20 protein-coding genes are annotated in these 24,635 nt (G+C 31.9%); 15 read left to right on the top strand and 5 right to left on the bottom strand.

Annotation, left to right across the window (positions count from 1 at the left end):
• Positions 1–119 precede the first annotated feature (119 nt).
• The 3 genes from HMPREF0202_RS08485 to HMPREF0202_RS08475 all read left to right on the top strand — a co-directional run bounded on the left by HMPREF0202_RS08485 (position 120) and on the right by HMPREF0202_RS08475 (position 6,099).
• Complete coding sequence (locus HMPREF0202_RS08485; protein ID WP_023050475.1) at positions 120–1,598, top strand: alanine/glycine:cation symporter family protein; 1,479 nt, start codon at positions 120–122, stop codon at positions 1,596–1,598.
• Positions 1,595–2,902 (top strand): diaminopimelate decarboxylase, encoded by a 1,308-nt coding sequence (gene lysA, locus HMPREF0202_RS08480; protein ID WP_023050474.1) that lies wholly within the window; start codon positions 1,595–1,597, stop codon positions 2,900–2,902. The genes HMPREF0202_RS08485 and lysA overlap by 4 nt, the downstream gene beginning before the upstream one ends.
• 101 nt (positions 2,903–3,003) lie before the next feature.
• Positions 3,004–6,099, top strand: coding sequence for a DEAD/DEAH box helicase (locus HMPREF0202_RS08475; protein ID WP_023050473.1), 3,096 nt, complete (start codon positions 3,004–3,006; stop codon positions 6,097–6,099).
• A gap of 29 nt (positions 6,100–6,128) precedes the next feature.
• On the opposite strand, the gene HMPREF0202_RS08470 is transcribed toward HMPREF0202_RS08475, so the two are convergent.
• Complete coding sequence (locus HMPREF0202_RS08470) at positions 6,129–6,881, bottom strand: phosphatase PAP2 family protein (protein ID WP_023050472.1); 753 nt, start codon at positions 6,879–6,881, stop codon at positions 6,129–6,131.
• Positions 6,882–7,061: 180 nt separating this feature from the next.
• On the opposite strand from HMPREF0202_RS08470, the gene HMPREF0202_RS08465 reads away from it, so the two are divergent.
• The 11 genes from HMPREF0202_RS08465 to HMPREF0202_RS08415 all read left to right on the top strand — a co-directional run bounded on the left by HMPREF0202_RS08465 (position 7,062) and on the right by HMPREF0202_RS08415 (position 18,327).
• Complete coding sequence (locus tag HMPREF0202_RS08465; RefSeq protein ID WP_023050471.1) at positions 7,062–7,757, top strand: GntR family transcriptional regulator; 696 nt, start codon at positions 7,062–7,064, stop codon at positions 7,755–7,757.
• A gap of 180 nt (positions 7,758–7,937) precedes the next feature.
• Positions 7,938–9,341, top strand: coding sequence for a glucuronate isomerase (uxaC, locus tag HMPREF0202_RS08460; RefSeq protein WP_023050470.1), 1,404 nt, complete (start codon positions 7,938–7,940; stop codon positions 9,339–9,341).
• 28 nt (positions 9,342–9,369) lie between these two features.
• Entirely contained in the window at positions 9,370–10,416 is a 1,047-nt protein-coding gene (gene uxuA / locus HMPREF0202_RS08455; protein WP_023050469.1) for a mannonate dehydratase, read from the top strand.
• Between the two features lie 26 nt (positions 10,417–10,442).
• Entirely contained in the window at positions 10,443–12,047 is a 1,605-nt protein-coding gene (locus HMPREF0202_RS08450; protein WP_023050468.1) for a mannitol dehydrogenase family protein, read from the top strand.
• Positions 12,048–12,074: 27 nt separating this feature from the next.
• The gene (locus HMPREF0202_RS08445; protein ID WP_023050467.1) at positions 12,075–13,103 is read left to right on the top strand and encodes a TRAP transporter substrate-binding protein; all 1,029 of its coding nucleotides are present in this window, start codon (positions 12,075–12,077) and stop codon (positions 13,101–13,103) included.
• Positions 13,096–13,575, top strand: coding sequence for a TRAP transporter small permease (locus tag HMPREF0202_RS08440; protein ID WP_023050466.1), 480 nt, complete (start codon positions 13,096–13,098; stop codon positions 13,573–13,575). The genes HMPREF0202_RS08445 and HMPREF0202_RS08440 overlap by 8 nt, the downstream gene beginning before the upstream one ends.
• A gap of 2 nt (positions 13,576–13,577) precedes the next feature.
• Positions 13,578–14,882 (top strand): TRAP transporter large permease, encoded by a 1,305-nt coding sequence (locus tag HMPREF0202_RS08435; protein ID WP_023050465.1) that lies wholly within the window; start codon positions 13,578–13,580, stop codon positions 14,880–14,882.
• A 189-nt stretch (positions 14,883–15,071) separates the two neighbouring features.
• Complete coding sequence (locus HMPREF0202_RS08430) at positions 15,072–15,773, top strand: DUF5058 family protein (RefSeq protein WP_023050464.1); 702 nt, start codon at positions 15,072–15,074, stop codon at positions 15,771–15,773.
• 16 nt (positions 15,774–15,789) lie between these two features.
• Positions 15,790–16,452, top strand: a complete 663-nt coding sequence (locus HMPREF0202_RS08425; RefSeq protein ID WP_023050463.1) for a hypothetical protein — start codon at positions 15,790–15,792, stop codon at positions 16,450–16,452.
• Positions 16,452–17,570, top strand: a complete 1,119-nt coding sequence (locus tag HMPREF0202_RS08420; protein ID WP_023050462.1) for a M20/M25/M40 family metallo-hydrolase — start codon at positions 16,452–16,454, stop codon at positions 17,568–17,570. Before HMPREF0202_RS08425 ends, HMPREF0202_RS08420 begins: the two co-directional genes overlap by 1 nt.
• Before the next feature lie 127 nt (positions 17,571–17,697).
• A complete protein-coding gene (locus HMPREF0202_RS08415; protein WP_023050461.1) occupies positions 17,698–18,327 on the top strand; it encodes a GntR family transcriptional regulator in 630 nt (209 codons plus the stop codon).
• Between the two features lie 21 nt (positions 18,328–18,348).
• Here the strand turns inward: HMPREF0202_RS08415 and HMPREF0202_RS08410 are convergent, their stop codons facing one another.
• A complete protein-coding gene (locus HMPREF0202_RS08410) occupies positions 18,349–19,662 on the bottom strand; it encodes a CitMHS family transporter (protein ID WP_040406966.1) in 1,314 nt (437 codons plus the stop codon).
• A 238-nt stretch (positions 19,663–19,900) separates the two neighbouring features.
• On the opposite strand from HMPREF0202_RS08410, the gene HMPREF0202_RS08405 reads away from it, so the two are divergent.
• On the top strand, positions 19,901–22,138 hold the full coding sequence (locus HMPREF0202_RS08405; protein ID WP_023050459.1) for a hydratase: 2,238 nt from the start codon (positions 19,901–19,903) through the stop codon (positions 22,136–22,138).
• A gap of 72 nt (positions 22,139–22,210) precedes the next feature.
• Here the strand turns inward: HMPREF0202_RS08405 and fsa are convergent, their stop codons facing one another.
• From fsa to HMPREF0202_RS08390, 3 genes are read right to left on the bottom strand one after another with little or no spacing between them, the layout of a single operon-like run.
• Positions 22,211–22,846, bottom strand: coding sequence for a fructose-6-phosphate aldolase (fsa, locus tag HMPREF0202_RS08400; protein WP_023050458.1), 636 nt, complete (start codon positions 22,844–22,846; stop codon positions 22,211–22,213).
• Positions 22,843–23,799, bottom strand: a complete 957-nt coding sequence (locus HMPREF0202_RS08395) for a transketolase family protein (RefSeq protein ID WP_040406964.1) — start codon at positions 23,797–23,799, stop codon at positions 22,843–22,845. The genes fsa and HMPREF0202_RS08395 overlap by 4 nt, the downstream gene beginning before the upstream one ends.
• Complete coding sequence (locus HMPREF0202_RS08390; protein ID WP_023050456.1) at positions 23,792–24,631, bottom strand: transketolase; 840 nt, start codon at positions 24,629–24,631, stop codon at positions 23,792–23,794. Before HMPREF0202_RS08390 ends, HMPREF0202_RS08395 begins: the two co-directional genes overlap by 8 nt.
• Between the last annotated feature and the right edge of the window lie 4 nt (positions 24,632–24,635).

Here is a 24,635-nt window from a genome sequence, read left to right as displayed (position 1 = left end):
TATTATCATATAGTGAAATTTTACAAAAACTACCATTAAATTTTTTTGGTAGTTTTTTTTATTGGAAAAATATAAAGTATATGAAAAATTGTAAAAAATGAAAAAGGTGGGAATTAAATATGAGTTATTTAAGTAGGGTAAATGATGTTTTTAGTTTTTTAAATCCAATAACGGATGTTCTGTGGGAGTTTCCAAGAAACTTTGAGTTTTATAAAAATATCCCAATAATTGGTGAGTTTTCACTAGCGATTTTACTGCTAATAGGGTGTGGGCTATATTTCACACTAAAACTGAATTTTGTACAGATTAGATATTTTAAAAGAAGTGTGGATATTTTAAAAAGAAAAAATGAAACTAAAATTGGAATATCTCCAATGGCCTCTTTTCTACTAAGTAGTGCCACAAGAATTGGACCAGGAAACATAATGGGAGTAACAGGAGCTGTTTTAGCAGGAGGGCCTGGAGCACTATTTTGGATGTGGGTTAGTGCATTCTTTGGAATGGCAACATGTTTTGTAGAAGCTACTCTTTCTCAAATTTTTAAAGAGAAAAATGGTGAGGATTATGTTGGAGGAATAGCTTATTATGGAAGAAGATTACTAAATAATAGTAAAGTTGTTGGTTTTGTAATAGCTGTGGCATATATTTTTTATGCACTATTTACACTGCCATCTCAAGTATTTCATATGTTTACAGCATTTGGATCAGTTGCTAGTCAAATCACAGGAAGTGTTTATGCTAGAACAGATACTCTATATATTGTAATAGGATTAACTATTATCTTAGTTACAACAGTAATTATTTTTGGTGGAATTAGAAGAGTTGCTCTAGCAACAGACTTTATAGTTCCAATAATGGCAGTGACATATTTTATAATAGCACTGTTTTTAATAGCTTTAAATTTAGATAAAGTTCCATACTTTTTTACAGCTGTATTTGCAGGAGCCTTTAGTCCTGAAGCTATCTTTGGAGGAGCTATGGGAATTGCTCTGCAACAAGGTATAAAAAGAGGACTTATGTCTAACGAAGCTGGACAGGGAACTGTAACTATGGCAGCGGCAGCAGCAGATGCAAAGCACCCAGTGGAGCAAGGATTTATTCAATCTTTTGGAGTTTTTGTAGATACTTTTGTAATTTGTACAATCTCAGGATTTTTAGTTATAATTGCTAATCTATGGAGCTTAGATGGATTTGATTTTATGGCTTTAAGAAGTGATAAATTAGGTTACTTTATAACATCATTAAAGGTATTATCTCCTACTATGTTAGAGAAACCCATTCAGTTCTTAGTTGCTCTATGCTATGGAATGTTTGCTTTTTCAACTATCTTAGGAATGATAGCTTTTATAGAGGTATCAGCAACAGAGATATCAAGAAACAAGGTTTTCCTAAATATTATGAAGCTAATCTCATCACTAGTTTTCATACCTTTTGGAGTAGCATGTGTTTGGTCAGGAGCAGAGTTAGATAATATTTGGATAATAAGTGATTTAACAAATATTGTGATGGTGTATATAAACGTACCTTTAATTATAATAGGATTTAAATATAGTAAGATAGCTTTAAAAGACTACAAGGAAAAGGGTGAGCTAATATGAAATACTTAGGAACTATGAAAGATGTTGATGGAGTTTTAGAGATTGGTGGAGTTTTAGTAACAAAGCTACAAAAAGATTATGGAACACCTCTTTATATATATGATTTAGAGCTTATGGAGAAAAAGATAACAGCCTTAAAAGAGGGATTTCATAGTGACAAATTTAAAACAACTATTGTTTATGCATCAAAAGCTTACTTGTCTAAAGGGATGGTTCAAGTAGTTGATAAAATGGGATTAGATATAGATGCTGTTTCAGCAGGGGAGCTACATACAATATTATCTACTAAAATAAATCCTAAGAAAGTTCATATGCATGGAAATAATAAGTCTCTAGAGGAGTTAGAGATGTGTGTAGGTAGTGAGATAGGAAGTATAATTTTAGATAATAGATTTGAGGCTAAAAGAGTTGCTGATGTTTGTAAAAGATTAGGTAAAAAAATAGATGTAATGCTAAGACTAAATATAGGTATAGATGCTCACACTCATGAATATATAAAAACAGCAAAACATACATCAAAATTTGGAGAGTCTATTTTTGATAGGGATATAGTTGAGATTGTAAGGGATATAGTAGAAAAAGAGGAACTTAACTTTTTAGGTTTTCACTGTCACATAGGGTCACAGATTTTTGATGAGTTAGCATTTGGTGAAGGTATAGAAACTATGGTTAAATTCACAAAGGAGATTTCGGAAAAGTTAAATATAAAAATACCTGAGATAAACCTTGGTGGAGGGTTTGGAGTTAGGTATACAGATGAGGATACAGATGTAGATCTAAAAAAATTAATGAAAAAAATTGTAAAATCTTTAGAGGTAACTTTAGAGTCTGAGAAGGTTACCATTGAAAAGGTATCTATAGAACCAGGGCGTTCTATAGTTGCTCAAGCTGGAAGTACTCTTTATACAGTGGGAGGAAAGAAGAAGACTTTTGGTGGAGAGAAGTATATCTTTATAGATGGAGGGATGACAGATAACATAAGACCAGCTCTTTATAGTGCTAAGTATGAAAGCGTTGTAGCGAATAGATTGAATGAGGAGAAAAAGGAAGTTGTGACTTTAGCTGGGAAGTGCTGTGAGTCTGGAGATATAATTATAAAGGATACAAAGTTAGGGAAGTGTGACGAGGGGGATTTAGTACTTGTTAGTTGCACAGGGGCTTATGGACACTCAATGAGTAGTAACTACAATAAAGCTTTAAAACCAGCTGTGGTTTTTGTAAAAAATGGACGTAGTTATCTAGTTTCTAAAAGAGAAACTTACGAGGATTTAGTAAGAAATGATTTAATGTTAGAGGAGATATAAGGGGTTAGATATTAATTTATCTAGCCTCTTTTTTTATAAATTTTTGAAATAAAGGTTTTGTGATATAATATAAAATAAAAGAAAAAAATTGGAGGGTACAATTGGATTTTTTAAAGAGACTAGAAAATGAAGTTGGATACACAATTTACAGTCGTGGAAAAGACTATTATAATAGAGGAAAAGCTGGGAACTTCAAACTTTATGGTGTAGAAGAGGAGTATTACGGAGAGGGAGTTCGTAATCTTGAAGGCTCTGTAAAGGGAAGTAACTATTTAAACTATAAAACTGAGGTTATTTTTAGTAAAGATGAAGTTTTAGATTTTAATTGTAGCTGTATGTATTTTAGAGAGAATGTAAAACCTTGTAAACATATAGTAGCCGTTGCTATGGCAGCATATAATTTAGTATTAAAGAAAGAGAGCATAGAAAAAGCTAAACCAGATATCCACCTAGATTTTTTAAAAAATCCAATGGGTGAGAAAAAAAATCTAATATTTTTAAAGATCACTCCAAAAATTGAAAATATAAGGGGATATATAGACTTTAAACTAGATATAGAGATTGTAACAAAGGATAAAAACTATAAGTTAACTAATAAGCTATCAAAATTTTTAAAAGCCTATGGTCTAACGTCCTTTGATTTTGGAAAATCATATCAGTATAACCCTGCAACAGACTACTTTCAAGGGTGGGAGAAAAAGTTCTTAGATTTTCTAAAGGAGTATGAGGGAATTTTAGAAAAAAGTTATTATGGTGAACTTAATATTTCAACTATTTTAAGTAATAAGTTTAGTTTTGATAGACTAATGGATATCTTAGTTGAAGGAAACCAAATAATTTTAAAAGAAAAAAGTTTAAAAGAGATATTAGAGATAGATGTTAAAAACTCTGGTAGTGATATAGAGCTGGCTTTTAAAAATATATCTAGTTTTATTCAAAGGGGAGAGAGAACTCTTCTTTATTTAGACAATGGAACTCCAATTTTTTATAGAGTTTCAAGTGAGGATATAGAAGTTTATAAAAAAATTCGTCAAAAAACTAGTAGAAGTGAAACTATGGTAATTAGTGAAAATAATCTTCCTGTAGTTATAAACTCCATTCAAAAAATGGCAAAGTTAGAGTTATCAGAAAGTATAAAGAAAAAGGTTTATACTCCTAAAAAGATAGAGGATAAAATATATATAGATTCCTATAATACTTATGGATTAAAGGTTTATACTAAGAGGTTCTATGATGGAATATATGAGGGTGACTTAGATGGAACAATAATTTTAAGCAATGCTTTAGAGGGATACTCTTTATATAAAGATGTTTTAAAAGATTATCAAAATAACTTTGAAAACAACGCTTATCACATTACAAATGTTGAAAGTATATATAAGTTTGTAGTAGAGGGTATACCTGAGTTAGAAAGATACTATGAGATATATTACTCTGAGGAGTTTAAAAATAAAAGTTATACCACTGCTAGCTACCGTGTAGAAACAAAGGTCACTGATATTTTAGAGATAAGTTTTAATATAGATGGAATAGATAAAGATGAGGTACTTAGATTTTTAACTGCAGTTCGTGAAAAGAAAAAGTATTACCTTTTAAAAAATGGTGGAATAATAGATATAAGTGATACCTCTGAGCTAGATGATTTAAATGATCTTTTAGATATAGCAGAGGTGAGTAAAAAAGAGATAGAGGCTGGAGTTATATCTAGAGCTAAAAACTATAGTTATTTCTTAAGTTCAACGCTAAAAAAAATAAAAAATATAGTTTTAGATAGCGAGTTTGAGGTAATGGACAGAAATCTAAAATCTATTAGTAGTAAAGAGGAAGAGTTAGCTATTAAAAAGAGTTTTCCTATGCTAAGAGACTATCAACTTTATGGAGTTCAGTGGTTAAATACTCTTAAAAAACTTGGTCTTGGTGGAATCTTAGCTGATGATATGGGACTTGGAAAAACACTACAAACTATAGCGTATTTAGCACTAGAAAAAAGAGAACTGCCAAGTATAGTTATAGCTCCAAAATCACTAGTTTATAACTGGAAAAGTGAGTTTGAAAAATTTGCTCCTAATGTAACAGTAAAGATGTGTGTAGGTGTAAAGTGGGAGAGAGAAGAGACTATTAAAAGTCTAAAAAGTGGCGAGGTTTTAATAACAACTTATGGAGTGCTAAAAAATGATTTAGATTTATATGGAATGATACCTTTTAAAGAGGGATTTGCCAATATAGTTATAGATGAAGCACAGAATATAAAAAATATTTTGGGGAAAACTTCAAATGCTATAAAAGAGATAAAGGGTGAAACTAAAATAGCTCTTACAGGTACTCCTATTGAAAATAACATACTTGAACTTTGGAGTATATTTGACTTTGCTTTCCCAGGGTATCTTGGAAAACATACAACATTTAAAAAGAGATACTTAGATAATCTGAAAAGTTTAAAAAGTGTTGTGGGGCCATTTATTTTAAGACGTACAAAGAGTGAAGTATTAAAAGAGCTTCCAGACAAAATTGAACAGGATGTGATTGTTGAATTAAGTGAGAAACAGAGAAAGTTATACTTAGGATATTTAGAAAAGTATAAAAGAGAGGTAGAAGCTAATGGTAGTGATGCTATAAAAATACTATCTTGTTTAACAAGGCTTCGTCAACTGTGTAATCATCCAAAGCTATTTATTGAGGATTATAAAGGGGAGAGTGCAAAGCTAGATGCTCTTTTAGAACTACTTCAAGAGGCTAAAAGCGGAGGACATAGGGTGCTACTTTTCTCTCAATTTACAGAGATGTTAAGTATAATAAAGGAACACTTAAAAGATGAGTTTAATATTTTATATTTAGATGGAAAAACTAAGATAGAGGAGCGTTTAAACTTAGTGGAAAGATTCAATGGTGGAGAGGGAGATATATTTGTAATCTCTTTAAAAGCTGGAGGTAGTGGACTAAATTTAACAGGTGCAGATACAGTTATACACTTTGATCCTTGGTGGAATCCATCTGTGGAGAACCAAGCTACAGATAGAGCACATAGAATGGGACAAAAAAATGTGGTAAATGTATTTAGACTTATAACTAAGGGAACTATTGAGGAGAAGATAAATCTAATAAAAGATGAGAAATCAAAGGTTATTAGTGAAGTTTTAGATGGAGAGAAGCGAGAGCTTTTAAAAATGAATAGAGATGAGTTATTAAAGTTATTCTAATGGTACAAAAAAAGCTAGGTATAAAATACCTAGCTTAAGTTATTTAAAGAGGATGGGTCAAGGCTATCTCTATACTTTTTAGCAAGGAAAAGTCCAAATAGTAAACTAGCTAAAACATCACTTAACCAGTGATATGATAGATAAACTCTTGAAACAGCAACTAATATTGGAAAAGCAGACCAAAATATTTTCATATGAATATTTTTATTCATCATTGCTAAGTAAAAGAATCCACAAGAAGCTACCAGAGTATGCCCTGATGGGAAAGACATATAATCTCCATTATAAGGAACTCTTTTTTGTAGTACATCTGTGATAAAATAGAAGCCAAAATTATTCCACTCTTGATATGGTCGACTTCTTACAAAAACAGCTTTTAAAATAGTTGAGATTAAAGAACCAAACATCATTATAACAACTGCGCTTAAAATTAAAGTTTGAAGTTTCGTATTTTTTTTATATCTAAAATATAAAAAAGCAGGAAAAGCAACTAAAGCTAAGTAATTAGGTTCACCTAGATGAGTTATCCCTTTAAAAATATCAGTTAGAGTTTCATTTGTTAGAGGATAGTTAGCTAGTAAACCTTGAGGGTATTGATTAGATATAATGAAAGCGATTTTTTGATCTAAGAAGTTTATTACAAAAAGCAAGAATATAACAAAAACTATAAAGAGTATGTATTGCATCCTTTGAATTCTTAAATCTAGTTTAATAAGATCTCTTCTTTTGAATAAAATATAGATGATTAAACATACTAAAAATATCGTTCCTATATCTATCATAAAAACCTCCTGAAAAATTTGATTTAACTTCTATTTCTCTACTAAAATACAAGAAAAACAATATATTTCCTTTGTTGTTTTCAAGATAAAAAAATTGAATACAATTTTAAAGGTATGACTAGTATACATTTAAACAAAATGCTGATATAATATATAAAAACATTTATAGGAGAGAAAAGGATGAGATTACAAGGGGTAAGTAAAAATTCTAAAGAAAATACTAGACAGTATATATATAGAGTTTTGAGAGAGAATATTATGAGTCTAAATTTAAAACCAGGGGAATCAATAGGGGAGATAGAGTTAAGTAAGATACTAAATGTAAGTAGAACGCCACTGAGAGAGGCTATTGTACAGTTAGTAGAGGAGAAGTTACTACAAGTTTTTCCTCAAAAAGGGTCTTTTGTTTCTAAGATAGATTATGACTTAGTAGAGGAAGCTATCTTTGTTAGAGAAACTTGTGAAGAGAGAATTTTAAAAATGGCTATGTGTGATAAAAATGTAAATGATTTAGTGATGAAGTTAGAGAAAAATATAGAGTATCAAAAGATAATATTAAATTTTGATGGGGATCTACATGAGTTTTTCACTTTAGATAACGAGTTTCACTATATACTGTTTGAGCACTACAATAAAAAGAATAGTTGGAAAGCTATTAAAAGATTATCGACTCACTATGATAGACTTAGACTTTTAGATGCTTTAGAGAAAACTAATATTGAAGCTACACTAAATCAACATATAAAAATTGTAGAGTTAATAAAGAATAAAGATGATAAAAATGTAGATACACTGATTGAAAAACATCTTCTAAATTATAAAGATGTAATTAAAAAATATGAAGCAAAATATCCAGAGTATTTTTGCAGTAAGTAAAAAAAATATTGAGATGTAGCACTTGAGGTATAGTTCAAATTACTATATTTCAAGTGCTTTTTGTTTAAAATAGAACACTAAACTCTTGAAATAGAACAAAAAAATATATTGACAAATTCTAAAAGATTGGTTATCATACTTGCATACAACTAATACAAAAAGATTTGAAGGAGTTTCTAAATGAGAAAATTTATGGATTCAGATTTTTTATTAAAAAATGATGTAAGTAAAAAACTATATGAATATGCAGAAAAAATGCCTATATTCGATTATCACTGTCACCTTAATCCAAAGGAGATAGCTGAGAATAAAAGCTATGAAAATATAACACAGATTTGGCTTTATGGAGATCACTATAAGTGGAGAGCTATGAGATCAAATGGTGTAGATGAAAAGTATATTACAGGAGATGCAACTGACTATGAGAAGTTCTTAGCTTTTGCAGAAACTATGGAATACGCTTATGGAAACCCACTTTTCCACTGGTCTCACTTAGAACTTAAGAGATTCTTTGGAATAGAAGAGGTATTAAATAGAAAGACTGCTGAGAGCATCTGGAACAAAGCTAATGAGCTTTTAAAAACAAGTGAGTTTACAGCTAAAAGACTTGTAGAGAGATCAAATGTAAAGGCACTTTGTACAACAGATGATCCTGCTGATACATTAGAGTTTCATCAAGAGATTTTAAAGGATGAGAACTTTAAAGTAAAAGTTCTTCCAACTTTCAGACCTGATAAGGCCATCTATTTAGAAAAAGATGATTACCTAATCTGGTTAGAAAAATTAGAAACTGTTTCAAATGAAAAGATAGACTCTTTCAAAAAACTAGTAGAGGTTTTAGAGAGAAGAGTGGAGTTCTTCGTAGAAAATGGTTGTGTTGTAACTGACCACAGTTTAGAGGCACCTTTTTATAGAAGAGATACTGAGAATAGAATAGAGGCAATCTTCGCTAAGAGATTAGCAGGAGAGACTTTAACAAAAGAGGAAGCAGATATTTATAAAACTGAGATCTTCTTAGCTCTTGGAAAGATTTATTACAAAAATGATTTAGGAATGCAACTACACATGGGTGCTCTTAGAAATAACAACGAAAGAATGTTTAAAAAACTAGGTGCAGATGTTGGTTTTGATTCAATAGCAGATAATAACTATGGAGAGGTTTTATCAAAGTTATTAAATAGTTTAGATGTAGATGGAAAACTTCCAAAAACAATACTTTACTGTTTAAATCCAAAGGACAATGAAGTTCTTGGAACTATGATTGGTAACTTCCAAAATAGTGATACTCCAGGAAAGATTCAGTTTGGATCTGGATGGTGGTTTAACGATCAAAAGGATGGAATGATTCGTCAAATGACAGCTCTATCTCAACTGGGACTTTTAAGAAGATTTGTAGGAATGCTTACAGACTCTAGAAGTTTCCTATCTTACACAAGACACGAGTACTTCAGAAGAATACTTTGTAACTTAGTGGGAACTTGGGTAGAGGATGGAGAGGTTCCATATGATGAGGAGATCTTAAAAGCAATGATTGAAGAGATCTGTTTTATCAATGCAAAGAACTACTTTAAGTTAGAAATTTAATTAATATAGATATTTTAAGGAGGAGAAAGTGAAATTATCATTTAGATGGTATGGAGAATCTGATCCAGTAAAACTGGAGTACATAAAGCAGATTCCAACAATGGATAGTATTGTAACAGCTATATATGATGTTCCTGTTGGAGAAGTTTGGCCAATGGATAAGATATTAGCTTTAAAGGAGACAGTTGAAAAAGCTGGATTAAAATTTGATGTTATAGAGAGTGTACCAGTACATGAAGATATAAAGTTAGGTATTGGAAAAAGAGATGAGTATATAGCAAACTACAAGCAGAACATAAGAAACTTAGGAGCTGCAGGAGTTAAAGTTATATGTTATAATTTCATGCCTGTATTTGACTGGACTAGATCACAGTTAGATAAAGAGTTAGAGGATGGTTCAACAGCACTTGTTTACTATAAGGACCAAGTTGATGCGTTAGATCCATTAAATAGTAACCTATCACTACCAGGATGGGATTCAAGTTACACAAAAGAGCAGTTAGCAGAGCTATTTGCAGGATATAAAAGTATAGGACAAGAGGGACTTTGGGCTAATTTAGAGTATTTCTTAAAAGAGATTATTCCAGTAGCTGAAGAGGCTGATGTAAAAATGGCTATTCACCCGGACGATCCACCTTGGCCAATCTTTGGACTTCCAAGAATCATAACATGTGAGGAAAATGTTGATAGATTCTTAAGTCTAGTTGATAGTAAGTACAACGGATTAACTCTTTGTACAGGATCATTAGGATGTGCTAACTTCAACAACATGGAGAGATTAGTAGATAAGTACAGTGCAATGGGAAGAATCCACTTTATGCACGTAAGAAACGTAAAACTTCTTGAGGATGGAGTAAGCTTTGAAGAGTCAGCTCACTACTCAGGGTGTGGATCATTAGATATAGTTAAGATTATGGCAGCACTTCATAAGAATAACTTTGATGGATATTTAAGACCAGATCACGGAAGAATGATTTGGGGAGAAACAGGAAAACCAGGATACGGATTATATGATAGAGCTTTAGGAGCAAGTTATATAACAGGAATTTGGGAGACTCTTTCTAAGTTAAAGTAATAGTTATTAACAAAAGGAGATTTGAGATGAAATTAAACTTAAAGGATATAAAAAACATAGATGGTTCATTAGGGGTAATAGTACCAAAATATGATATTGAAGCAGTAAAAGAAGAAACTTTAAAAACGCCAAAGTGGTTACACTTTGGTGCTGGAAATATCTTTAGAGCATACATGGGGAAAGTACAACAAGTTTTAATTGAAAAAAATCTAGAGAATACAGGGATTATTGTAGCTGAGAGCTTTGACACTGAGATCATTGATAAAGCTTACACACCATTTGACAATTTAACTATCTTAACGACGTTAAATAAAAATGGAGATTTCCAAAATGAGATTATTGGTAGTATCGTTGAGTCGATAAAAGCTACTGATGAGAACTTCAAAACTTTAGAGGAGATTGTAAAAAAAGATTCACTTCAGATGATTAGTTTTACAATAACTGAAAAGGGATATAACTTAAAGGATCCTTCAGGAAACTATTTTGGAGTTATATTAGAGGATTTCAAAAACGGATTTACTTCACCAAAGCATGTAATGGCTTTAATTACAAAGCTACTTTACTCAAGATTTAAAACTAATGGAACACCAATAAGTTTAGTAAGTATGGATAACTGTTCTGGAAACGGGGATAAAATAAAGGCAGCTGTTTTAGAGATAGCTACTGCTTGGAACACTAATGGATATGTTGAAGATGAGTTCTTAGCATATTTAAAAGATGAGTCTAAAGTATCTTACCCTGTGACTATGATTGATAAAATCACTCCAAGACCAGCTGAAGAGGTACAAATCTCTTTAGAGAAGTTAGGATTTGAGGATATGGCACCAGTTATTACAAATAGAAACAGCTTTGTGGCTCCTTTTGTTAACGCTGAAATACCAGAGTACTTTATAGTTGAGGATAAATTCCCTAATGGAAGACCAAACCTAGAGGCAGCTGGAGTATTTTTAACAGATAGAGAAACTGTTGAGAAAACAGAAAAAATGAAAGTAACTACATGTTTAAACCCACTACATACAACACTTGCAATATTTGGATGTATCTTAAATAAGAAATCAATTTATGATGCTGCAAGTGATGAGGATTTAAACAGATTAATAAAAGAGGTTGGTTATAATGAGGCTTTAAAAGTTGTTGAAAGTCCAAAGATAATCGATCCAAAGGCCTTTATAGATGAGGTTATAGATGAGAGATTCCTAAATCCATATATTCCAGATCAACCTGAAAGAATAGCTACAGATACATCTCAAAAGATAGCTATCAGATTTGGAGAGACTATTAAGTCATACATGGCTGATGAGAATTTAGATGTTAAATCATTAAAATATATTCCACTAGTGTTAGCTGGGTGGTTTAGATACCTTTTAGGAGTGGATGATAAGGGATTAGAGAGATCAATTAGTAATGACCCAATGTTAGAGATGCTTAAAGAACAGCTAGTAGGGATTGAGTTTGGAAAACCTGAGAGCTACAAAGGGCAACTAAAAACTGTGCTTACAAATGATAGAATCTTTGGAGTTAACTTAGAAGAAGTTGGTCTTTCAGAATTAATAGAAAATTATTTTGTAGAAATGCTATCTGGGGAGGATGCAGTTAGAAATACTTTACACAAGTATTTAGAGGCAAAATAAGAATCTTAATTAAAGGGAGATAGAAAGATGAGAATAATGAAAAAGGTTTTAATGGGAACTATGGCAATTGTCATGGGAGCTCTTTTTACATCTTGTAATAAAGGAAATGGAAAAGAAATCATCAGAGTATCACACAACCAAGCGGCAGATCACCCTACTAACATAGGGCTGCTTGCTTTTGAGAAGTACATAGAGGAAAATCTTGGTGATAAGTATGATGTTCAAATATTTCCAAATGAGCTTTTAGGTTCTCAAGTAAATACAGTTGAGTTAACTCAAACAGGGGCTATTAATTTTACTGTTGCAAGTAATGCAATATTAGAGAGTTTTGAAGATATATATCAAATCTTTAACTTACCATATCTGTTTACAAGTCCAGAGCACTATCATGCAGTTATGGATGATAAAGAGATTGTAGATCCAATATTTAAATCTACAAAAAAATCTGGATTTGAAGCAGTAGCTTGGTTAGATGCTGGAACTAGAAACTTCTATACAGTTAAAAAACCAATACTTACTCCAGATGATTTAAAAGGGTTAAAAATTAGAGTTCAACAGAGTGCTTCTAATATTAGAATGATGCAACTATTTGGTGGATCAGCTACTCCAATGGGGTTTGGAGAAGTTTATACAGCACTGCAACAAAACGTTATAGATGGAGCGGAAAATAACGAGTTAGCTGTAACAAGTAACAAACATGGTGAAGTTGCTAAGTATTACTCTTACAACATGCACCAGATGGTACCTGATATAGTTATTGGAAATGAGAGATTTTTAAGTAATCTTTCACCAGAGGAGAGAGAGGTTTTTGATAAAGGATTCCAAATAATCTCAAGAGTTCAAAGAGATGCTTGGGGAGATTCTGTAGAGAAATCTATTAAACAAGCTAAAGAGGAGATGAACGTACAGTTCTTCTATCCAGAGGTGTTACCGTTCCAAGAGAGAGTTTTACCACTACACCAAGAGGTAATGACATCAAATCCTAAATTAGTTCCAATATATGAGAAGATTCAAGAAGTTGGAAAGTCTATGACAGGAGGAAAAGAGAATGAATAACATAAGAAAAGGTTTGGATAAAGTTTTACTAGGAACTTGTGTGGCACTATTTGCATTCATGACTTTAATGGGAACTTATCAAATTTCATCAAGATATATTTTTAAATCACCAAGTACAGTTTCTGAGGAGTTAATCTCTTACTCATTTGCTTGGATGGCAATGCTAGCAGCAGCATATATCTTTGGAAAGAGAGACCATATGAAAATGGTTTTCTTTGTGGAGAAACTTACAAATAAAACTCAAAGTCTACTAGGAGTTTTAAGTGAGCTTGTAATATTTCTATTTTCACTTGGAGTTTTAGTGAGAGGTGGATCAGCAATTACAGCTCTTACTATGACACAAACTACTCCTGCTCTTAGAATATCTATGGGGTATATATATGCAGTACTTCCAATATCTGGAGTTATAATCTGTATATACTCTTTACTAAATATTAAGGATATTTTAGAGAAACTGAAGGAGGAGATGTAAAAATGGTTTTAACAACAGCTCTAATTATGTTTAGTGTGCTGATAGTTACACTAATTTTAGGATTCCCAATAGCTATAAGTATAGGAATATCTTCTATATTAGCTATATTACCATCTTTAGCTTTTGATAACACACTTATTACAGGAGCTCAAAGAATATTTTCTGGAATATCAAACTTTACACTTATAGCTATACCATTCTTTATCTTAGCTGGAAATATAATGAATCAAGGTGGAATAGCTAAGAAACTGGTATCTTTTGCTCAGTCTTTAACTGGAAGAGTACCTGGATCACTTATGCAAACAAATATCTTAGCAAATATGATGTTTGGAGCTATCTCTGGATCATCAGTTGCAGCTTGTGCTGCTATGGGTGGAATACTTTTACCTATGGAAAAAGAGGAAGGGTATGACCCAATTTTAGGTGCTACAGTAAATATCTCAACAGCACCAACAGGGCTACTAATACCACCATCGAACTCACTAATTGTTTATTCGCTTGTAAGTGGAGGAACATCAGTTGCAGCTCTATTTATGGCTGGATATATTCCAGGAATACTTTGGGGATTAGGTTGTATGATCTTAACTTTCTTCTTAGCTAAGAAAAGAGGAATGAAAGGAAAGGCAGCAGCAAAGTTTTCAGTTGTATTTGCTACATTTGTAGATGCTATACCATCATTAGCACTTATAGTTATTGTTATTGGTGGAATTATTAAAGGTATATTCACGCCAACAGAGGGGTCTGTTGTAGCAGTTGTATATAGTTTATTACTATCTATGTTCTTCTATAGAAGTATAACTGTAAAGCAGTTAGTTAAAATATTTGAAGAGAGTGCAAAGATGACAGGAATAATTGTTTTCCTAATTGGAGTTTCAACAATTATGTCATGGGTAATGGCCTTCACAGGTGTGCCTCAAGCTATTTCTAATATGATTTTAGGAATCTCTGATAATAAATATCTAATTCTTTTACTAATGAATGTACTTTTACTATTCATTGGAACATTTATGGATGTTACACCAGCAATTCTTATATTTACACCAATATTCCTACCAATAGTTAAAACTTTTGGAATGACTCCAGTTCAATTTGGAATCATCATAGTATTTAACTTATGTATTGGAAATATTACACCACCAGTTGGAAATACACTGTTTGTTGGAGTAAAAGTTGCTAAACTTAAAATGGAAGATGTTATGAAAGAGATGGTAAAGTACTATGCAGTTATAATAGCAGTATTATTACTAGTAGTTTATGTACCTCAACTTTCAACAGCACTACCAAAATTAATGGGGTTAATTAAGTAGATTAAAATAAAAAGATTTTTGTCAATAGTAAGGACAATATCATCAATGGATGATATTGTCCTTTTAGTATTTGTTTTTTTCATAAAGAGATTTTTATGTTTATAATATTGACATTTTTTAATCAAAATGCTACTATAATCAAGTGTTTCAAGAATTAGAGACTTATTTAAGACATTTTAGGAGGGATTTATGAACGGGCATATGATCTATGCATCACACCCAATTATATGGGGAACAGCTATTTTTGGTATTATTATTGTATTACTTCAATCGGGGTTAATTATCAAAAAATCAATATCAACAGCTAAAGAGTTAGGGATATCTAACGATAAAATAACAAAGGGAATTAAAGTTAGTGCAATGGCAAGTATTGGACCAGCACTAGGAGTTGTTGGAAGTTTACTAGCACTTTTAGTTACAATGGGATCGCCAGTTTCAACTTTAAGATTAAGTTTAATAGGAAGTTCAAACTTTGAGGCAATGGCAGCAAACTTTGGAGCTCAAGCAATGGGATCTGAGCTTTCAACAAATATGTTACCAGTTGTATTTACAAATGCACTTTGGACTATGGCATTAGGATCAATGGGATGGATTGTTTTCGTTTTCCTATTTGCACATAAGATGGATAAGGTTAATGGATTATTAACAAATGGAAGAAAAGCTCTTTTACCAGCAGTTGGACTGGGAGCTATGTTAGGGTCTTTCGCATTCTTTAACGTTGGAAACTTAATGAAGTTTAATACAAATCCTGATGTAACAATTGCAGCTATATCTGGAATGATAATTATGGTAGTTTGCTTAAAAATAGGAGAGAAGATGGCTTGGTTAAAAGAGTGGGCACTTACTTTTGCTATGTTTGGTGGAGCAGCTATCGGGCTTTTAGCAGCATAAATTGGGAGGGTAAAAAATGGGAATTTATAATAGATATATAGATGATGTTACAAAAATTGGAAGAAGCACAATGGTTTTAGGATTTTTAGCTTCTCTTTTACCAGCACTTATTATGACTTTTTACTTTGGATTTAATCCAGGATTAGCAGCAATAATTGCTGGAGCTATATCACAAGCTTCTGTTTCTGGAGCTTTCTACTTTAGTGAGCCAATTAGTTATTATCCAATTGTTGGTAGAGCTGGACTATACATGGGATTCTTATCAGGAAACCTTGTAAACATGAGAATACCTGCTGCTATATCTGCTCAGGAAGCTTCTGAGTGTCCTGCAGGAACTGAAGAGGGTTCAATAATGGGAACTATTGGAATAGGGGTTTCTATCTGGATTGGTATTGTATTTTTAATACTATCAGTTTTAGCTGGACAAGCTCTATTGAGTCAATTACCACCAAGCTTTATGGCACTATTGACACTAGTTATACCAGGTCTTTTTGGAGGAGTATTTGCACAGTTTGCAATAAAGTCACCAAAAGTTGCAGTTTTTGCTTTAGCAGTATCGTTTACTATGACAAAGTTAGTTAACTTTATTCCAGGAAAACCAGCGTTTTTAATAACATTAGTATCAGTTTTCTCAAGTATACTATTTGCTAAAAAACTTATGGAAAAGAGGGTTGGATAATGAAAAAAGAGAGAGTAATAAATAGTTTTATAGATATGGTAAAAATATACTCTCCATCATTAAATGAAAAGGAGTATAGTGAGTACCTAGTAAAACAATTAGAGAGATTAGGACTTGAAGTATATTTAGACTTAGGTTTTAAAAAATATGGTGGAAATGCTCCTACAATATTTGCTAAATTAAAGGGAAATGTTTCTGGAGAGGGAGTTACATTAGCAGCTCACATGGATGTAGTAGAGCCATGTGCAAATATAAATCCAATTGTAGATGGGGATTTTATAAAAACTGATGAAACTACAACTTTAGGTGGAGATGACAAGGCTGGTATTGCAGCTATATTAGAGGTTTTAGAAAACCTAATAGAGAGCGAAGCAAAGCATGAAGATGTATTTGTTTTATTAACTCCATGTGAAGAGAATGGAATGCTAGGAGCAAAAAATATAGATTGGAATTTAGTTCCAGCTCATATGGTTCCAGCAAAGAATATGATTGTTATAGATAACTCAGGTAGAGCTGGATTAATAGCTCATACCGCTCCAAGTAAGTATGATTTTAAAATCACTTTTAAAGGTAGAAAAGCTCATGCTGGAATTGAACCTGAAAAGGGAATAAATGCTATAACTTTAGCAGGAGTAGCTATCTCTAATATGAATATAGGAAGGATAGATACTTTAACAACTTCAAATTTAGGAACAATTCACTCTGAGTTTCCAAGTAATGTTGTAGCTGATCTTTGTGTTGTTACAGGAGAGGTTAGAGGACACTCTTTAGAATCTATATTTGAGACTTTAAACTCTTATGAGAAGGCTTGTGAAAATAGTGTTGAAAAGTTAGGTGGAGAATTTTTATTTGAAAAAATATGTGTATTCCCAACTTTAAAACCAACAGATGATCTTGCATTTGCAAAGGAGTTTGCAAAGGTATATGAGAGTATGGGAATAGCTACTGAACTTCAAATTATAGGTGGAGGTTCAGATAGTAATATATTTGCAGAAAAAGGTTATAATTCAATAATCATTGGAGTGGGAATGGAAGGCGTTCACACTGTAAATGAAAAGTTAGATACAAGAGAGTTATTTAAAACTATAGAGGCTTTAAATAGTTATATTGTAAAATAAAAAGGTTAATATCTTATAAAAATAGAGATCGATTTTAAAATTTTATTTTAAGTCGGTCTTTTTTTCTTGCTAAATGTTATAAAAAAAAGTATCATATTAGATATAAAAGAGTTAGGAGATTATAATAATGAGAAAGAGTAGTAGTGATAATATCTATGAAACAATAAAAAATGATCTGTTAGTTGGAAATATCGATTTTGGTGATAAAGTAGTAGAGATTGACTATGCAAATAAATTAAATGTTAGTAGAACTCCTTTAAGAGAAGCTATAAAGAAGTTAGAGATTGAAGGAATAATTGAGAGATTACCAAATGGTAGACTTAGAATTATGGATATAACTCCACAAAAAATAGATGAGATATTCGAAATTAGAATATGTCTTGAAGGTATTTTATTTGATTCTATTGTAAAAAATAAAAATGGAGTAGATAGAATATACCAGAACCTAATTTTAACAAAATATCTTATAGATACTGAAAATTGGGATGAAGCTAGAAGATTATTTTTAGAGTACAATTCATTGGTGTATTCAGCGTCATCACTGGAATATGCTGTAAAAATATTAAGACACTACGATTTTATAATATCAGCATTAAAAAGAAAATCTTTAAAAAGTGAGAGTAGAGTTTTAAAAGCTTACAATGAGCATTTAGAGATTATAAGTTTACTTAGAGATGGAGAGTTAGAAAAGGCAAAAGAAGCTAATAAACTTCATCTATTAAATGCTAAAGAGATAGTAAAAAAGACCATCAAATAGATTTTGACGGTCTTTTTTTTATTAAAACATTTTTATAGATAGGGCAAATGCCATCATTATTAAAGAAACACTAAATAAACCTACAAAAGAGTATTTAATATGATCTTTTAACTCAATACCAGCAAGTCCTATTCCTAAGAAAGTTGCAGGTACTAGTGGACTTATGAAAAGAGAAAGATTTTTACCAATAGTCATAGCTACAGCCATACTTAAAGGTGTTATTTCAAAGTTCTTTCCAACTTCAATAGCAAGAGGCATTAGTCCATAGAAATAAGAGTCAGTTCCTAAAACTAATCCAAGAGGTAGTGATAGAACACCCATTAAAATATGAAGTTGTGAAGCAATAAATGCTGGGATAACTTTTAAAAGAGGGATTGTCATCGCTTCTAACATTCCACTATTACCTAAAATTCCAACCATAACTCCAGCTCCTAACATAACAGATGATACATCAAGGGCAGCAGGTGCATGTGCTTTTAATCTATTTTTTTGATCTTTAGGATTAGGGTAGTTAACAACTAGTGCAATGGCACATCCAATCATAAATACAAAGTATGGAGGGAAAGTATTAATTAAAAGTAAAACTAAAACTCCAAGAGTTAAAAGCATATTAAATGCAGTTAGTTTAGGTCTTTTTAACTCATCCTCTTTCTTTTGAGAGATATGTGTTCCCTCTTCTATTTCAAACTCTGGAGAGCTTTTTTCTAAAATACCAGCTCCATTAAATTTAACCTCTCTCATAGCACCAAAAATAGCAAGTCCTATTGTAGTTACAACTCCTAAAATTTGAATAGGAATCATAATATGCCATAGATCATTAGGGTTCATACCTAAAACAGTAGCTGCTCTAGCTACAGGACCTCCCCAAGGTAGAAGATTCATAACTCCCATACCAGCTCCAACTATCATAAGTAGAAGTTGAGGACGGATATTAAGTTTTTTATAAAGCGGTAGTAAAGCTGGAACTGTAACTAAAACAGTTGTAACAGTGGCACCGTCAAGGTGGGAGAAAATGGCAACGATGGCAGTGACAACGGCAACTGCAATAACATTTGTACCAGCTTTTTTAACCAACTTATCAACAATAACGTCAAACATCCCGGCATCAGACATTAGACCGAAGAAAGTAACAGAGAAAATAAATAAAACAGCCATTTCACTAGTTTTACCAACACCTTTTTTAACAAAGGTTACAATTTCTGGAAATGAAAAACCAGCTAGGATAGCAGCAATAAAAGGTATTGTAATAAATACAACTAACGGTATAGTTTTTGATTTAAAAAGAAAATACATCATAGCAAAAAGCATAATAAAACCAGCAAGGGCTAGTAACATAATAAAACCTCCCAAAAATCTCATTTTAGAATTGAACAATTGTATACAAAAATTCTTGTTGTGCAAATTATAAATATTTGTTTTGAAAAAGTCAATATATTTTTTTAAAAAACATTACTTTCTAAAAACTAACATATTATGTGAAAATAAAAATAAAAAAACAGTTGACAAAATTGAAAAAAAAATATAAATTGTAATTGTATACAATTATTCAAAAAAGAAAATTGCGGGAGGACTTATGATATCTTTATATGAAAATGGAGTAGTTTTAGTTAATGGAAAAGAGATTATATCAGAGGAATCTGGTGTAAAATATAATAAAGAGGATTTAAAAAAGGGGACTATTGCTTATAAAATTTTAGCTGATCATAATGTTTCAAATAATATGGAAAATTTAAGTTTAAAATTTGATTGCTTAGCATCACACGATATAACTTATGTTGGAATAATTCAAACAGCTAGAGCAAGTGGACTTGAAAAGTTTCCAATTCCATATGTTTTAACAAATTGTCACAACACTCTTTGTGCTGTTGGAGGAACAATAAATGAGGATGATCATATGTTTGGATTGTCAGCAGCTAAAAAATATGGAGGAATCTATGTTCCACCACATCAAGGAGTTATTCACCAGTATATGAGAGAAACTATGGCTGGATGTGGAAAGATGATACTAGGTTCAGATAGTCATACTAGATATGGAGCTTTAGGAACTATGGCCATTGGTGAAGGTGGAGGAGAGTTAGTAAAGCAGATTTTAAGTAAAACTTATGATATTAAATATCCAGGAATTGTTGGTATCTATTTAAAGGGAGCACCTAAAAAGGGTATTGGACCTCAAGATATAGCTCTTACAATAATAAAAGCTGTATTTAAAAGTGGATATGTAAAAAATAAAGTAATGGAGTTTGTAGGAGAGGGAATATCAAATCTAGATGTAGAGTTTAGAAATGGAATTGATGTTATGACTACAGAAACTACATGTTTAACATCTATCTGGAAAACAGATGATAAAGTTAAAGAGTATTTAGAAGAGCATGGAAGAGTAGAGGAGTATAAAGAGTTATCACCTGAAGATGTAGCTTACTATGATGGAATGGTTGTTGTAGATTTAGATAAAATAGAGTCTATGATAGCTCTACCTTTCCATCCAAGTAATGTTTATTCAATAAAAGAGTTACAAGAGAATCTAGAGGAGATACTAACAAAAGTTGAAGCTGAAGCTCTTGAACAGGGAATGAAAATAGATTTGAAAAGTAAAATAAAGGATGGTTCACTTTTTGCAGAGCAAGGAGTTATAGCTGGATGTGCAGGAGGAACTTACGACAACATAGTTGATGCTGCAGATATTTTAAAGGATAAATCTGTAGGTGTAGATTTTACTTTAAGTGTGTATCCATCAAGTCAGCCAACATATATTGAGTTAAATAAAAATGGAACAATCGCTAAAGTAATGGAAAGCGGAGCAGTTGTAAGATCGGCTTTCTGTGGACCATGTTTTGGTGCTGGAGATACTCCTGCTAATGGGCAGTTAAGTCTTAGACATACAACTAGAAACTTCCCGAGTAGAGAAGGATCAAAACCTGGAGAGGGTCAAATCTCTATGGTAGCTCTAATGGATGCTAGATCTATTGCAGCAACAGCTATTAATGGTGGAAGACTAACAGCAGCAACTGAGTTAAATATAGAGTTTACAAAACCAAAATATGAGTTTAATGATAAAGTTTATAAAAATAAAGTGTATGATGGGTTTGAGGAACCTAAGTCATCAGATTTAATCTATGGACCAAACATAATAGATTGGCCAAAAATGCCAGCACTAACAAAAGATATGCTTTTAAAAGTTTGTGCAGTTATAAATGATCCTGTTACAACAACAGATGAGCTTATTCCATCGGGAGAAACATCGTCATATCGTTCAAACCCTATGAGACTTGCAGAGTTTACTCTTTCAAGAAGAGTTCCTGATTATACAAAAAAGGCTAAAGAGATACATAAAGCTGAAATTTTAAGAGAAAATGGTGAAAATCCATTTATTGGGGATTTAGAAAAAGTATTGAACAAAATCCAAGGAATAGATAAGGGTGCTAAACCACTAGAGATTGGAATAGGAAGTACAATTTACGCTAATAAACCTGGAGATGGATCAGCTAGAGAGCAAGCTGCTTCTTGTCAAAAAGTATTAGGTGGATGGGCTAATATAGCTAAAGAGTATGCAACGAAGCGTTATAGATCAAACTTAATAAACTGGGGTATGATTCCATTTATAGTAAAGCAGGATATTAACTTTGAAAATGATGACTATATCTATATAAAGGATATTAAATCAGCTATTGAAAATAAAGATGATAGTATAAAAGGTTATGTAATCTCAACTAAAAATGAAGATATAAAAGAGATTGAGTTAAGACTAGAAGCCTTAACAGATACAGAGAGAAAAATCTTAGTAGATGGGTGTTTAATTAACTACTATAAATAGAAAATAAGATAATGAAAAAAGGCTAGATATTTTAAATATCTAGCCTTCTCTATTTGATAAAGTGTGTGTAGGTTATCTATTCCAATCAGCTAAAAACTTAGCGATTCCAGCATCAGTAAGAGGGTGCTCTAACATTTTACAAAGAATAGGGTATGGAATTGTTCCAATATGTGCTCCAGCTTTAGCAGCTTCTTTAGAATGGTAAGTGTTTCTAATACTAGCTGCTATAATTTCACTACTGATATTATGAATTTTAAAAATTTCAGCAATCTCTTTTATTAATTCAATACCATTTACTCCAGTATCATCAAGTCTTCCAAGGAAAGGACTAACATAAGTAGCTCCAGCTCTTGCAGCTAAAAGAGCTTGGTTAGCTGTAAAAATAAGAGTTACATTTGTTTTAATACCTCTATTTACAAGATGTCTACAAGCTTCTAATCCATCTTTTGTAATAGGAAGTTTTATAACTATATTGCTGTGAATTTTTGCAAGCTCTAAAGCTTCGGCAATCATCTCATCAGCTTTTAAAGAGATAACTTCAGCACTGATAGGCCCATCTACAATTTCACAAATCTCAGTTACAACCTCTTTAAAATCTCTTCCCTCTTTAGCAATTAGAGATGGATTTGTAGTAACTCCAGAGATACACCCCATCTTTGCAGCTTCTCTAATCTCGTTAACATTAGCAGTGTCGATAAAAATTTTCATAGCTTTCCTCCCAAAGCAAGTTCACTTGCCTTTTCTATAATTTTTTCAGCTGTTAAACCATACTCTTTTTGTAGGAAGTCTTGTGTTCCCACTTGTCCAAATCTATCTTCTACACCAACTTTTCTCATAGGTACAGGATAGTTTTCAACAAGAACCTCAGCAACAGCACTTCCAAGACCACCAGTTACATTATGATTTTCAGCTGTTATAATTTTTCCAGTTTTTTTAGCATATTCAATAATTAGATTCTTATCTATAGGTTTTATAGTAAACATATCAATAACAGCAGCACTAATCCCTTGTTTTTCCAGGTCTTCAGCAGCTTTTAAAGCTTCTGCAACCATTATACCACTACTGATTATCGTAAAGTCTTTACCATCTTTTAAGACTTTTCCTTTTCCAATTTCAAATTTTTCATTTTCATCATATATTTTATAAGCATTTTTTCTAATTGTTGTAATATAGTGGATTCCATAGATATCTTTTATCTCACGAATTAGATATTTTAACATAGTAGCGTCAGTTGCTGTGATAACTGTAGCTCCGGGAATCTCTCTCATAAGAGCAATATCTTCAAAAGATGTGTGAGTTCCCCCATTATATTGTGATGTAATCCCTGTATCAGAACCTAATATTTTTATATTTGTTTTAGCAAAACCTCCAGATAAAAATATCTGATCATAGCATCTTCTAGTAGCAAAAGGGCTAAATGTATGAATAAAAGGGATTTTTCCAAGAAGAGATAATCCGCTTGCAACTCCTACCATATTAGCTTCCATAATTCCACAGTTAACAAAATTATTGGGATAATCCACACCAATAGATGTTGTAGTTATAGCCTCTGAAAGATCAGCTTCTAAAACATATACGTTTTTATCCTCTTTAATAAGTTCTTTTAATGTTTCGCTATATGCTTTTCTCATCTCTGTAGTTTCTAATATAAGATTACTCATTGTCATCCTCCTTATCACCTTTTTCAAAGTTTTGAATCTCCCAAAGAAGAACTCCCTTCATTTCATCATCAAATCTAACATGGTGATTTGCTTTTAAATCTTCAAAGTATTTAACACCTTGACCTTTAATAGTATCTAAAACAATGGCTTTAGGTTTTCCAAAGTTATCCCCTTTTAAAGCTGTTTGAATCTCTCCAACAGAATCGCCTTTAACTTGCATAGAGTGGAATCCAAAACTTCTAAGTTTTTCTAAGATACTAAAAGTTTCACAAATCTCATCATTAGGTCCATCTAATTGTTTTTTATTGTTATCTACAAAAAGAGTGAAGTTAGTAAGTTTAAAGTGAGCAGCAAACTGAATAGCTTCCCAGCACTGTCCCTCGTTTAGTTCGCCATCTCCAACAATACAGTAAACCTGTCTTTCACTACCATCTCTTAAAAGACCTAGAGCTATTCCAACGGCAGCAGAGATGCCCTGTCCTAAAGAACCAGTTGTCATATCAATTCCTGGAGTTAAATTTCTATCAGGATGGCTAGGTAGAGTAGTTCCATTGTCATTTAGTGTCATTAAAGTTTCTAAAGGAAAAAATCCTTTTAATGCAAGAGTGGAGTATAAACTAGGACCTGCATGACCTTTAGATAAAACAAAGAAATCTCTATCTAAATTTTTAGGGTCTTGGGGATTAATCTTCATATTTGAATATAGAACTGCAAGAGTTTCTACAATAGACATAGCTCCACCAATATGTCCAAAACCTCTATTTAAAAGCATTTTTAGCGTCTCTTTTCGAATATCTTTAGCAAACTTTTCCATTTGAATAATATCGCTCATAAAA

Origin of the sequence: Cetobacterium somerae ATCC BAA-474, from assembly GCF_000479045.1 — a bacterium.
GTDB classification, from domain to species: domain Bacteria; phylum Fusobacteriota; class Fusobacteriia; order Fusobacteriales; family Fusobacteriaceae; genus Cetobacterium_A; species Cetobacterium_A somerae.
Note: the sequence above shows the minus strand (reverse complement) of the source record. Positions and strands in the feature narration are given on the sequence as shown.